13 protein-coding genes are annotated in these 12,542 nt (G+C 63.1%); 5 read left to right on the forward strand and 8 right to left on the reverse strand.

Features of this window, described 5'->3' with window-relative positions; translation table 11 throughout:
* Window positions 1–191: 191 nt before the first annotated feature.
* Window positions 192–812 (reverse strand): methyltransferase domain-containing protein, encoded by a 621-nt coding sequence (locus tag ACR65T_RS07630; protein ID WP_434495915.1) that lies wholly within the window; start codon window positions 810–812, stop codon window positions 192–194.
* 440 nt (window positions 813–1,252) lie between these two features.
* Between ACR65T_RS07630 and sucC the strand changes: the two genes are divergently transcribed.
* Both sucC and ACR65T_RS07640 read left to right on the forward strand, forming a co-directional pair.
* On the forward strand, window positions 1,253–2,449 hold the full coding sequence (sucC, locus tag ACR65T_RS07635) for an ADP-forming succinate--CoA ligase subunit beta (protein WP_434495916.1): 1,197 nt from the start codon (window positions 1,253–1,255) through the stop codon (window positions 2,447–2,449).
* A gap of 244 nt (window positions 2,450–2,693) precedes the next feature.
* Entirely contained in the window at window positions 2,694–4,406 is a 1,713-nt protein-coding gene (locus ACR65T_RS07640) for a tetratricopeptide repeat protein (protein WP_434495925.1), read from the forward strand.
* Here ACR65T_RS07640 and ACR65T_RS07645 read toward each other — a convergent pair whose 3' ends face one another.
* The 3 genes from ACR65T_RS07645 to ACR65T_RS07655 all read right to left on the reverse strand — a co-directional run bounded on the left by ACR65T_RS07645 (window position 4,407) and on the right by ACR65T_RS07655 (window position 6,279).
* Entirely contained in the window at window positions 4,407–4,826 is a 420-nt protein-coding gene (locus ACR65T_RS07645) for an EVE domain-containing protein (RefSeq protein WP_434495917.1), read from the reverse strand. It lies immediately after the preceding gene.
* Complete coding sequence (locus tag ACR65T_RS07650; RefSeq protein ID WP_434495918.1) at window positions 4,826–5,107, reverse strand: YciI family protein; 282 nt, start codon at window positions 5,105–5,107, stop codon at window positions 4,826–4,828. The genes ACR65T_RS07645 and ACR65T_RS07650 overlap by 1 nt, the downstream gene beginning before the upstream one ends.
* Before the next feature lie 128 nt (window positions 5,108–5,235).
* Window positions 5,236–6,279: a hypothetical protein gene (locus ACR65T_RS07655; protein ID WP_434495919.1), complete on the reverse strand. Its 1,044-nt coding sequence runs from the start codon at window positions 6,277–6,279 to the stop codon at window positions 5,236–5,238.
* A gap of 292 nt (window positions 6,280–6,571) precedes the next feature.
* On the opposite strand from ACR65T_RS07655, the gene ACR65T_RS07660 reads away from it, so the two are divergent.
* Window positions 6,572–6,997, forward strand: coding sequence for a hypothetical protein (locus ACR65T_RS07660; RefSeq protein ID WP_434495920.1), 426 nt, complete (start codon window positions 6,572–6,574; stop codon window positions 6,995–6,997).
* A 53-nt stretch (window positions 6,998–7,050) separates the two neighbouring features.
* Here ACR65T_RS07660 and ACR65T_RS07665 read toward each other — a convergent pair whose 3' ends face one another.
* Both ACR65T_RS07665 and cysQ read right to left on the reverse strand, forming a co-directional pair.
* On the reverse strand, window positions 7,051–7,647 hold the full coding sequence (locus tag ACR65T_RS07665) for a DUF1134 domain-containing protein (protein ID WP_434495926.1): 597 nt from the start codon (window positions 7,645–7,647) through the stop codon (window positions 7,051–7,053).
* Between the two features lie 126 nt (window positions 7,648–7,773).
* Entirely contained in the window at window positions 7,774–8,631 is an 858-nt protein-coding gene (gene cysQ / locus ACR65T_RS07670; protein WP_434495921.1) for a 3'(2'),5'-bisphosphate nucleotidase CysQ, read from the reverse strand.
* Window positions 8,632–8,819: 188 nt separating this feature from the next.
* Between cysQ and chpT the strand changes: the two genes are divergently transcribed.
* Window positions 8,820–9,506 (forward strand): histidine phosphotransferase ChpT, encoded by a 687-nt coding sequence (chpT, locus tag ACR65T_RS07675; RefSeq protein WP_434495922.1) that lies wholly within the window; start codon window positions 8,820–8,822, stop codon window positions 9,504–9,506.
* Window positions 9,507–9,816: 310 nt separating this feature from the next.
* On the opposite strand, the gene ACR65T_RS07680 is transcribed toward chpT, so the two are convergent.
* Window positions 9,817–11,184 (reverse strand): radical SAM protein, encoded by a 1,368-nt coding sequence (locus ACR65T_RS07680; RefSeq protein ID WP_434495923.1) that lies wholly within the window; start codon window positions 11,182–11,184, stop codon window positions 9,817–9,819.
* A 268-nt stretch (window positions 11,185–11,452) separates the two neighbouring features.
* Between ACR65T_RS07680 and ACR65T_RS07685 the strand changes: the two genes are divergently transcribed.
* Entirely contained in the window at window positions 11,453–11,662 is a 210-nt protein-coding gene (locus ACR65T_RS07685) for a hypothetical protein (RefSeq protein ID WP_434495924.1), read from the forward strand.
* 164 nt (window positions 11,663–11,826) lie between these two features.
* Here ACR65T_RS07685 and ACR65T_RS07690 read toward each other — a convergent pair whose 3' ends face one another.
* A complete protein-coding gene (locus tag ACR65T_RS07690) occupies window positions 11,827–12,339 on the reverse strand; it encodes a DUF1697 domain-containing protein (protein WP_434495927.1) in 513 nt (170 codons plus the stop codon).
* Between the last annotated feature and the right edge of the window lie 203 nt (window positions 12,340–12,542).

Here is a 12,542-nt window from a genome sequence, read left to right on the forward strand (position 1 = left end):
CAAACGGAATCGTTTTCGGAGGCAAATCTGTGCCCTCGGCTGGGCCTTGGCAAGCCGAGGCTCCATGAAGCGGGCGGTCGGGAGTTCTTGGTTCGCCAGATTTGCAGATATGCGGCGTCTCGTCCAACTATTTCACGATACGGGGCTGTAATACGAATTATTTTGAAACATTGCGGACGAAAGCATGGGCCTCAGTCCACCGGCGGATAATAAGCCGTCCGGAACAGCACGCGCGTGGCGTCCCTCGACTCGCGCACAACGGTTTCAGGCGGCAGCTCGCGCAGTTCGCCCTCGGAAAAATTCGCTGGCAGTCCGACGGCGACTGCGATTCCCGAGTTCATCGCTCGCCGGATGAGCGGCAGCGGGTTTGGCGAAAAATCCCGCCAGCCGAAGCGCGCTTTCTTGAAGTAGTCCGGTCCGCCCCAGGGCGGATCGATGTTCAGCGCATCGAATGAGAGCTTGGGATAGGCCTCCATGACGTCGGCGTGAATGAATTCGATGCGCTCTGAGACGCCATAGATCTCAGCGTTCCGCTTCGCCATGGACAGCCGTTCGCGGTCGACGTCGACGGCGATGACGCGCTTGCCGCATCTGGCGAATGCGATCGCCGAGCCGCCGATGCCGCAGAAGGCGTCCAGCACGGCGTGACCGTTGAGGAGAGCGCCGATCTCCAGCGCAAAGCGCTCCGGCTTGACGGAGAACAGCCCCACCTCATCGGTTTCGACGCCTTCATCCCATTTCGAAAACAGCTCGTGACGACGATCCCAATATTTCTGGGTCCGTTCGCCAAAAGGGCTTCTCAGGCTGGTCATCGGGAGTGCAAAGGGGCTGGGGAGAGCAAAGGGGGCAGGGCCTTCAGCACTCGATCATATGGCGCGATCCCAAACAAGCGCCTCACGCCCATCGCCAAACGCCACGGCTCAAGAAAAAGCGCCCGGCCAGGTTGACCGAGCGCCAAGTCGAGGGGGAGAGGGGAGCTCCGTGCGGATGGAACCCAGCGGGCCAAAAATTGTTCCAGCGGCGCGGCATCGGAACGCGCATGAACCCGCGCTTTATTGTCGAAGCTTCCGGTTCTGCTGATGAAGGTCCTTTTCACGTGAAGGATGCAAGGCGCGGGCTTTATTATGCGTCGCAGCTCGCGTCGCCTCCTCCCGCGTCCTCCCGCCGCCTTGACGAAACGGCTCCGCCTATGCCCATTGAGCGCGATTTTCCGATCGCGCCGGCGCGCCATTGCGCCAGGGAGACATAGCCGATGAACATCCACGAATATCAGGCCAAGGCCGTTCTGCGCGACTTCGGCGCGCCCGTCGCCGCCGGCGTCGCCGTGCTGCGCGCCGAGGACGCGCGCGCAGCCGCCGAAAAGCTTCCCGGCCCGGTCTATGTGGTGAAGGCGCAGATCCACGCCGGCGGGCGCGGCAAGGGCAAGTTCAAGGAAGCGAGCGCCGGCGACAAGGGCGGCGTGCGCATCGCCAAATCCATCGACGAGGCCGAAGCCTTCGCCAAACAGATGCTGGGCGCGACGTTGGTGACGCTGCAGACCGGCGATGACGGCAAGCAGGTCAACCGCCTCTACATCGAAGACGGCGCCGACATCGACAAGGAATTCTATCTCTCGATGCTGATCGACCGCGCGACGTCGCGCATCGCCTATGTGGTCTCGACCGAAGGCGGCATGGACATCGAAAAGGTGGCGCATGACACGCCCGAGAAGATCGTGACCTTCTCGGTCGATCCGGCGACCGGGCTGATGCCGCATCACGGCCGCCAGGTCGCCGCGGCGCTCGGCCTGACCGGCGATCTCGCCAAACAGGCGGGCGCACTGACCGAAAAGCTCTACGCGGCTTTTGTCGCCAAGGACATGGAGCTCCTGGAGATCAATCCGCTGATCGTCACCAAGGACGGCAAGTTGCGCTGCCTCGACGCCAAGGTCAGTTTCGAGAACAACGCGCTCTATCGCCATCCCGACATGGTCGAGCTGCGCGACAAGAGCGAAGAGGACGAGAAGGAGATCGAGGCGTCGAAATACGACCTCGCCTATATCTCGCTGCCGGGCAACATCGGCTGCATGGTCAATGGCGCCGGCCTCGCCATGGCGACGATGGACATCATCAAGCTCTATGGCGAGTTTCCGGCCAACTTCCTCGACGTCGGCGGCGGCGCCACCACCGAAAAGGTGACGGCCGCGTTCAAGATCATCACCGCCGATCCGAACGTGAAGGGCATTCTGGTCAATATTTTCGGCGGCATCATGCGCTGCGACACCATCGCCGAAGGCGTGATCGCGGCGGTGAAGGAAGTGGGCCTCAAGGTGCCGCTCGTCGTGCGGCTCGAGGGCACCAATGTCGACCTTGGCAAGAAGATCATCAATGAGTCGGGCCTGAACGTCATTCCCGCCGACGATCTCGACGACGCGGCGCAAAAGATCGTCGCCGCGATCAGAAAGGCGTGAGCTTTCCTTTGGGCTTCTCTCCGCGAAGGGGAGAAGCCCTGCCGGGATTTCTTCCGCCTTGCGTGATCGGCCCAAAAGGGCCATCTTTAGGCGCGACCTTGGACTTTTAGGCCGCTGTTCCCCGTGGGGCGGCCTTTGCGCGCGATCGTCGCCTTTTAGGGAAGCGCCAGTGCCCAATTCAGCTCTTCTGCTTGCGTCTCCGGCCAGCCGCGCGAGACGCGCTCTGGCGCGCCTGTCGTGCATCTTGCTTGCCGGATCCGGCGCCTTCGGGCTCTCCTGCGACAGCAGTCTCGCGGCGCGGGAAAATATCGTCGTCGCGCGGCCTTTCGAGGTCGGCTCCAGCCTGTCGGGCAATTATCTCGCCGCGATCGTCGCCGGCGCGCAGCGCGACACGCTCGCCGCCTCGACCTTCTTCCGCGAGGCTCTGCGCGACGACCCCAAAAACTCTGATCTCGCCGACCGCGCCTTCGTCGCGGCGCTCGCCAACGGCAATATGTCGGAGGCCCTTTCGCTGACTGGCCGCGTGATCGCGCATGACCGCACCAACGGGCTGGCGCATCTCGCCCGCGGCGTCGATCAGATCAAGAATCGCAAATACGCCGCCGCGCGCGCCGAACTCGCCAAGGGCGGCGGCGACCGTCGCCGCGACATCACCTCGACGCTGCTCTCCGCATGGAGTTACGCCGGCGCCAAGGACACGCGTCACGCCCTCTCGACGCTCGATACGCTCACCGACGACGCCTTCGTGGTGTTTCGCGACTATCATGCCGGCCTGATCGCCGACCTCGGCGGCGACAAGGCGGAGGCTGAAAAGCGCTTCAAGTCCGCCTATGCCGCCGAGAAGAACACGCTGCGGCTTGTCGACGCCTATGCGCGCTTCCTCGCGACGCATGGGCGGCGCGACGAGGCGAAGCAGCTCTACCTCGCCTTCGACGAGGTCGCGCCCAATCACCCGATCGTCGTCGCCGGCCTCGCCGCGCTCGAGGAGGGCAAGCCGCTGCCGCCCTTCGTGCGCACCGCCGACGAAGGCGCGGGTGAAGTGCTGTACGGGCTGGGCGCCGTCGGCGGCCGCCAGGGCGACGAACTCGCCTCGCTCATCTATCTGCGCCTCGCGCTGCATCTTGCGCCGGAGAACGCTCTCGCCATCGTCACGCTCGGCGACGTCTATGAGCGCATGAAGCAGGAAGAGGCCGCCATCGATCTTTATCAAAGCGTGCCGAAGGACAGTCCGCTGCGCGTCAACGCCGACGTGCAGGCGGCGCTTCTGCTGGAGACGCTCGGCAAAACCAAAGAGGCGAGCGAAAATCTGTCCGCGATCGTCGCCGCCAACCCCAAGAATCAGGAGGCTTTGACGGCGCTCGGCAATCTTCAGCGCTCGCGCAAGGCTTTCGCCGACGCCGCCGTGACCTATACGCGCGTGCTCGATTTGCGGTCCAAGGCGGATAAGAGTCTGTGGCTGCTCTACTATTATCGCGGCATCGCCAATGAACGGCGCAAGGATTGGCCGGCCGCGGAAGCCGATCTCAAAAAGGCGCTGGATCTCAATCCCGACCAGCCGCTGGTGTTGAACTATCTCGGCTATTCCTGGGTCGACAAGGGCTCCAATCTCGACGAAGCCTTCAAGATGCTGCGCCGCGCCGTCGATCTGCGGCAGCGCGACGGCTATGTCGTCGACAGTCTCGGCTGGGCCTATTACCGGCTGGGGCGTTATGACGACGCCGTGCGCGAATTGGAGAAGGCGATCGACCTGAAGCCGTCAGACCCGGTGATCAACGATCATCTTGGCGACGCCTATTGGCGCGTCGGCCGCAAGCTCGAAGCGCATTTCCAGTGGAACCATGCGCGCGACCTGAATCCCGAGCCCGACGAACTGCCGAAGATTCTCGACAAGATCAACCGCGGCATGTCGGACGCGCCGACGCTCGCCCATGACAAGGCGGCGCGGAACGGCGGGTGATTACCCCTTCTCGCCCGCCATCTCCAGCACGATGCGCCATTCTTCGTCGCTCACCGGCTGCACGGAGAGGCGCGAATTGTTGACGAGCACCATGTCCTTGAGGCGCGGCTCGGCTTTGATCTCGGCCAGCGTCACCGGCTTTTTCAAAGCCTTCACCGCCTTCACATCGACCATGCCGAATTTGCCGCTCTCGTCGGTGTGGTCGGGATAATAGGTCTTGATGATCTCGACGATGCCGACGACCGCCTTGTCCTCGTTCGAATGATAGAAGAAGCCTTTTTCGCCCTTCTTCATCGCCATCAGATTGAGTTTGGCCGAATGGTTGCGCACGCCGTTCCAGAACGTGCCCTTGGCGCCGGCCTCGACCTGCTGATCCCAGGACCAGCTCGACGGCTCGCTTTTTAGTAGCCAATGCGCCACTAGAGCTGCGCTCCCACCACGCGTTTCCAGGGTTTCAGCTCCACCGAGGCGAAGAGGCCGGCGGCGGCGTAAGGGTCTTCGCTGAGCAGCGCGCGGGCGGCGGCCTCATTCTCGCAGTCAAGAACGAGCATGGAGCCGACGGGGGTCTCGCCGTCCAGAAAGGGGCCGCCGAGCTTCACGCGCGCGGCGTGCGTGTCGAGGAAGGCGAGATGGGCGGCGCGGGTCGACATGCGCAGCTCGACGTGATCGGGCTTATCCAGGCAAAGGGCGACGAAGAGCACAGGCGGCCTCGCGTAAGCGTGACGAACGCGCAACTTGTTCCAAAGCGCGCGCCGCGGGTCAACAGCGCCGCCGCGAAATTACGATTTCATGTTCGAGGCCGAGGCCTTTGGGAAGGGCAAGGCGCGCTTTAGGCGCGCTTCGCCGGCGCCTCGAGCTCCTGCGCGACGACGCGGTCGCCGAAATCGATGATGGCTTCGCGCAATGCGGCGATTTCGGCGTCGCTCGCTGCGAGGGGGACGATGGACAAACCCTTGGACCCGTTGGCGGCGCGGCGCAGATTGGCCCGCTCCGCGCGCAGCGCCTCGACGGCGCCCTGCAGCATGGCGTTGTCGGCGCGCGCCGATTCGAGCTTTCCGGCGGCGTCGTTCGCTTCGGCGCGCGCGACGCGCAGCGCCCCTTCCAATTGGTCGCCGTCATTCTTTAGGCGTTCTTCGGCGGCTTTGAGCTGCGCCCGCGCCGCGTCGAGTTCGGCGGCGAGCGTCTCTCCCAGCGTGCGGGTCGCGGCAAGTTCGCCCGAAATGCGCGTCAGCAGATCTTCAAGCTCCGTCGCCCGCGCGCCCGACTGCGCGGCGCGCAGATGCTCGTCGCGCAAGACCTGCAGCTCGCGCTGCATCTCGCTATTATGCTGATGCAGCGCTGCGACGCGCGACTCATAGGCGGCGACGAAACCATCCAGCTGCGCCCCGGCGCCTTCGTCGTGCGCCGCCGTCTCCGACCGAATCAGGCGCAGTTGCGCGACGCGGCCTTCGGCGCGGTCGGTCATTTCATGCAGCGCTCGCTCCGTGGCGTTCAGAAGCTCGGTGCGCTCGCCCAAAACCTTCTCCGCCTCATTGACGCGCAGGTTCATGTCGCGATTGTCGGCTTCGGCGCGATTGAGCTGCGTTTCGAGTTCGGTGATCCGCGCGACATGGCGGCCGATCGTCGCGAGATCGTGCGCCCGCGCGGTTTGCGTCGCCTCCATCGCTTGTTCGAGCCGCCGCTCGCGCACGGCGAATTCCGCGCGCAGCAGATCGCGCTCGGCGACGACTTCCTCCATCGACATCGGCGCAAGCATCTGCAGCCGTCGCATCGAAAGACGAAGCGCGCGCCGCCAGAAAGCGGGGAGGAACATCAAGGCGAAAAGCCCGGCGACGAGGAAGCCGAGCGCGAAATACATCGCTTGTTCGATCAAGACGCAGCAATCCTTGATCCGTCTCAAGGCGGACGGCGCTGCGGATTCTGCCACGTAATGACGCGGAACGCAAAGCACGAGCTACGGTTCGTCGGCTTGGCGTCGCCAACCGCGATCGCGGCTCGCGGCGTCGTCCATTTGGATGACGACTTTCCCGCCAGCGGGCCGCAGAACGGCGGAAGCAGCCGCGGGCGTTGCTCGCGGCAAGCAGGAGAAGCCAAATGACGTTATCCGCTGGCGTTTTTTGCGGTGGCCGCGCGCGCGGCGCGCCGCGATTCGGGCGGGCTCGCCGATGAGCGCCATGCGCTGTCCCGGCGCTCCCGCGCTTCATTTCGGCGACCCGGCCGAAAGGAGCCCGCAAGACGCCAATGAGAGAGTCTTCGCCACCACGCTTGCGGCGGATGAAAGCTTTCTCGCCGCCGCGCAAACGCAGGCCGCACCGGCTGCGCGAATCCGATTCGCGCCGACGTGCGTTGAAAACGACTGCGCGCATTGGAGCGGCGGCGGATGCGCCTTGCTCGGCCGCATCGCACAGCTGCTCGCCGAGGCGGGCGCGCCGGTGAAGCCGAGCCCGGCCTACGACTGCAGCATTCGTCATGATTGCCGCTGGCGCCGGCAGCGCGGCGACGAGGCCTGCGGCATTTGCGGCTTCGTCGCCCGGGAGCCGCTCGATCCGTCTCCGCCGCGCGCGGGCGCGAGCCGCCAGCCGGTCCTTTGAACGGGGCCCTTCTGAACGGGGCTCTTCGCGTTACGTCGGCGCGTCCGATCGGATCAGAACGGGTTCCAGGTCGATTCCGGCGTGAATTTCAGATAGCCGAGATTAAGGCCCAGCCGTGCGCCAAGTCCCGAGCGCACTGGCATGACGACGACCTCGTCATTGTTGAGCGCGGTGAATCCAAGGCCGCCGACGAGATAGGCTGATCCGGCGGCGCCGGAGAACCGCCGATAGATGGAATCGACGGACGGCAGATTATAGACGAGCATCATCGTCCGGTCGCCGTCGGCGCCGGCGTCGATGCCGATCGAGGGGCCTTGCCAAAACACGCGCTGCTGACCGGCGTTGCGGGTATACATCGTGCCCTCGCCATAGCGGAGCCCGCCGACGAACGCGCCGCTCGCCTCCTGGCCAAGGATGTAGGCGTTTGGACGGCCCCACTGCTGCGATGCGCGCTCGACGCCTTCGGCGAGGCCGCGGGAAATGGAGCCAAAAAAGCGGTGGCCGTTCTCGACGATCTCACCGCTGGAATAGGTTTCGGGCCGCTGCGCGGCGCGCGCCAAAGATGCAGGAGCCGCCCAAGCGCAGGCCGAGGCGGCGGCGAGGCGAAACAGGTCGCGGCGCGAGGCGGCGTTGAACGAAGGTTTGCTCATGACGACGAACTCCAGGACGAACGTGTTCAAGCGCCATGCGTCGGCGTCAACGATGGCCGACCCGCGGCGCAGTTGCGTCGCAAAGGCGACAGGCGGGTTTGCGCCCGTCAAAGTCGCGCGCCCTAGTTAAGGAAGCGTTGCGGCGGCTTCGAGCGCGGCCGCGTCGGCCCAGGCGATGAACGGACCATTGCGATAGTCGTCGGCCTTCTTGCCGTAGCGCAGCGGCGCGCCGTCCGGATCGAGCGTGACGCCGCCGGCCGCGCGCAGCACAGCGTCGCCCGCGGCGGTGTCCCACTCCATCGTCGGTCCGAAACGCGGATAGACGTCCGCCTCGCCGTTGGCCAGCAGGCAGAATTTAATCGAGGAGCCGACGGGCGCGCTGCGCGCGATGCGCTGTCGCGAGAGAAACGCCTTCGTCGCCTCATCGAGATGAGACTTCGAAATCAACGCGACCAGCCCTTCGGCGGGACGCGGCCGCGCGCGCAGCGGACGCCAGTCCTGCGATGGCGGCAGCGATCCGCCAGGGACCGCCCGCGCCTCATAACCGTGCGCGCCGGCAAACCAGACGCGACCTTGCGCCGGCGCGTAAACCGCGCCGACGCGCGGCGCGTTCTTCTCGGCGAGCGCCACATTGATGGTGAACTCGGTGCTGCGGGCGAGAAACTCGCGCGTGCCGTCAATCGGATCGATCAACAAAAAGGCGTCGCCGGCGCCGAGCGTCTTGCCGCGCGAGACGCTTTCCTCGGCCAAAAAGGGCACGCCGGGCAGCGCCGCTTCCAGTTCGCGGAGCAGATAGGCCTCGATCCGCTCGTCCGCCTCGGTCACCGGCGACGTATCGCCCTTGAGGCGCGACGCGATCTTCGGACTGGCCAGCGTCTCCATCGCCAGGGCGCCCGCCGCAACTGCGATGTTCGCGAACAGGCGGGCGAGGCTTTCGGTTTCGTCGAGCGCGCCCGTCGACTGAAAAATTTTCTCCGCCGCCATCGTTCGATTCCTCAATGTTTATTTACGATTCAGGCGTGTGTCATTTGCAATCCGCGCGGCGCCCGCTAGTTTCGTTTTAGCCTGAACGCAGTGATTCGCGCGCCGCGTCAGTCCGCCGCGCATCATACAGGAAGATCGGACCAAGCTTCCTTCAGACATCGCCGCCTTCACCCGCTTTGGATGGCATCATGACCAAATTCTCGCTCGACCCTCTCGATCTTGCCGCGCTCCTGTCCTCGCGGGTCTGCCACGACGTGATTTCGCCGGTGGGCGCCATCGTCAACGGTCTTGAAGTGCTCGAGGAGGAGAAGGACGCCGAGATGCGCGGCCATGCGCTGGCGCTGATCAAATCGAGCGCCAATGAGGCGTCGGCGCGGCTGCAGTTTTGCCGGCTCGCCTTCGGCGCCGCGGGTTCGAAAGGCGCGTCGATCGACACCGGCGACGCGGAACTGGTGACGCGCCAGCTGATCGCCGACGAGCGCACGCAGCTGTTTTGGAGCGTTCCGCGCGTGCTGATGTCCAAGAACAAGGTCAAGCTGCTGCTGAATCTCTGCGTCTTGGCCGACGCGGCGATTCCGCGTGGCGGCGTGATCTCCGTGAGCTCAACGGGCGAAGACGATCGGGTGACGTTCAGGATCGAGGCGAAAGGCGTCAATGCGCGCGTCGCGTCGAACGTTCCCCGCCTGCTCGAAGGCGAATCGGAAGAGGGCGCCATCGACGCCCGCGCCATTCAGGCCTATTACGCCGGCCTCGTGGCGAATTCCTGCGGCATGCAGGTTGTGGTTTCCAGCGAGCCGGAACTTGTGACGATCGAGGCGATCCCGGCGGCGCACGATGCGGGCGTGGCGGTTTCCGCGCAAAGCGCCGTCGCTTAGCGCAATTCGCGGCCTATTATCCCGGTGACCGCCTTCGCGATGCGTTCGGCGCGGCGCAGGATGGCGCGTCACCGAGGCGAGGACTTTGATCGGCCTTGATTGGAATTTCCGCTGCGAGACTGGGAGTCTCCCTGGCGAAATCTCCAATCTGGGGGACATTTGCCCTTTTCCGCCATGGCGTCCTGAGCCCCGGACAGCGTCGAAACGCCAATTACGCCGGCGAGAGCGAGCGCCCTTTTTAGGAGATCGCGACGTTGCTCGTCCGGGGAAGGCTCGATCGGACCCGACGCGAATTCCGTTTCATCTCCGCTCATTGCGCTTCCCTTTCGTTTAACGCCTTCGACAAATTTGCCTCGGCGTTCAAGATCATTGCGCCCTTCGCCACTGTCTTGTTGACCGAACAACGAGAAGAACAGCCGCCATTCAGCAAGTCGTCCATGGAGCGCCGCGTCAGGCAATCGCCCTTGCAGCTCGAGTGCGCGAAACATGAGCCGCATGGGCTATTGTCGTTGGAACGATAGTTGACCAATCTCCGCAGACGATTCTGGTCAAAATCAAATGTCCCTGTCGCGGGATTGAAGCCTCCGAATATGAAGAATTCGCCCAAACGATGCTCCTTTGACGGAACCTCGTAACAGGAGGAGACCGTCCCGTCAGCCATGACTGTCATCGAAATCGCGTCGCCGGTCGCGCCGCAGAAGCTATTGCGCGCGACATGGCTGCAACCGGAATATTCGACCTCCATGCCTCTCTTGCGACCGTAGCTCATCGCTTCGAGCAGCCGAATCGCAAAGGCTGATTTGAAATCTTGATCTGCGTTTATGCCGTCGCCTCTGCCGACGGGTTCGACTGGCTCGAAACCGATCGAACGCGCATTCGTACGCTCCAAAAGAAAATCGATCAGCGATTCCATCTGATCAAGGCTGTTCGGCATGACCGTCGCGCGAACGCCGAAGGGAACGCCCGCCTCGCTCATCGCGATGAGATTTTCGCGAATGGTCGGAAATGAAGGCTTCCCGTTGGGCGTCGGCCGCTGTTCATGTTGGACGCGATCCAAACCGTCCAAAGAAACTGAGATCGAGTCAAATTTTGTGCAAATGAATGCGCGCTGCGTCTCATTCCATAGCGCATTTGTCTGAAGGCCTAAATTCAATTTGAATCCGCGATCGGCGGCGACGCTTTCCGCATGTTCGACGACCTCTTTGAATAAGGGCCAGTTGAACGTCGGTTCGCCTTCGCCATGAAAATCGAAACTTATCGTATCTTCGCAAGACCGCGCGGCGCTGTCCGCGACGAAGGAAATAACCGCTCTGGCGACGTCGATCGGCATCGATCTGTTGTCTTCGCCGCCATGAATGTGACAATAGACGCATCGCAAATTGCATCCTGTCGTCAGGGAAAGCGTCGCGCTTGTCGGTTGAAAGTCTATTTGGCCGGAACGGTCGATGTGATAGTTGCGCTTCTCGCTTACGGTTGGCTTTGCGACCGCCGCGTCGCGCAGAAAATCCCGCCAACCCTCCGCTACTGAGTCGTGGATCTGATGCTCGCTATTGAGAATTGAATCGATTGTCGAGGCGGCGGCCTTATCAACCTCGACCGTCATTTCGGCGAGCGGCGCATGGAGGAAATGTCGGTCGTCGACGGCGAGGAGGAAGATGTTGGGAAATTCGGACGCCATCAAGAGATCTCCCGACCCGCGTCAGCCCATTGCCGCGCGTCGCGCCATAGTGGGGGACTATTGATCCTCGTCAAACTAAGTCTGATCCTGGACCGGGCAAGCGAGAGTTCGCGCGGCGCCTGTTTTTCGGATCTTAGATCACGCTGCGTTCAGGCGGACTTGCCTGAACGCAGATAACGTGATCGATTCTAATGAATTAGAGCGCGCTTTACGCGAACAACCGGTTCCCACTTTTTCGCGGCGCGCTCTAGAAACACGGAGAAGCAGAATGAAAATCTCGATCGCTGCCGCCTCGACGGCCGCCGCCGCCATCGCGCTGGTGCTCGCCGGAGGGGCTCCCGCCGCCGCCAGGGCCCAGAACCAAAGCCGCCTCAAAGCGGCCGCCGCGAAGCAGGATTGCACACAGCAGACCCAATGCGGCCGGAAGGCCAGGCAAGACAAGCCGGCCGACGGCGCTGCGGAAGGGAGCGGCAAGTAGTCGCCGCGCGACAAAAGCTCTCATCAATGTCTCGCAGCGTCTGCCGCAACGCGAAAATGATAGGCATGAGCGGCGGTCGGCATTGCACGCCTCAATCGCCACGGTCTGCTGAATCGCCTTTTATTTATTGAGTTTGCGTGATCGCGTCGCCGCTCGATAAGCGCTCAAAGGTCGCCTGCCATGCTGACAAGTCTCGCGACCGTATTCATATTTCGAGCAGTGCCTTCCCTTGCCGCAGGAATCTTCAATTTTGAACGGCCCATGCCAGGGCCGTAGCAGACATAAATTTCCCTCTCGCCCAACCGCATTTCCTCCTCTGCTTTGCCCACGGCGTGATCCAACGCATCCGCCTCCGGCTTTCCGTCGAGAAAAATTGCGACGGTGAAATTCGGCGGTCGGTTTTTGAACGGGTTCCCTTCCAAAACGGCTTTCATCTCACTGGCCGTGCGGACCAGAACTCCAACGGGCTTTCCGGCATAGGCGAGCAGCCGCGCCTCAAGAGCGGATTTCACTTTTGCGGGAGGGTCTTTGGTTTCAAAGACGACGTTTCCGCTCGCAATATATGTTTCGACATGGTCGAAACCGGCTTCGCGACACATCGCCTTTAACTCAGTCATTGAAAGCTTGCCGGTTCCTCCGACGTTCACTGCCCGTAACAATGCGATGTATTGGGTCATCCCGAAGGTGACCACATCGGAACGGCAGGGGTCAACCTCGGTCGAACGAGGCATCGCGTGCCACTGGTCTGCCCCCTGAAAAGTGATCCTCCGTGAAGTATGGCTTTGAGCCTATGAGGAGGATTTGAGATGGGCAGGAAACGGCACAAGCCCGAGGAGATTGTCGCGAAGCTTCGTCAGGTCGACGTGCTGACGACGCAAGG

This window comes from Methylocystis sp. (genome assembly GCF_051061285.1).
Lineage (GTDB): Bacteria > Pseudomonadota > Alphaproteobacteria > Rhizobiales > Beijerinckiaceae > Methylocystis.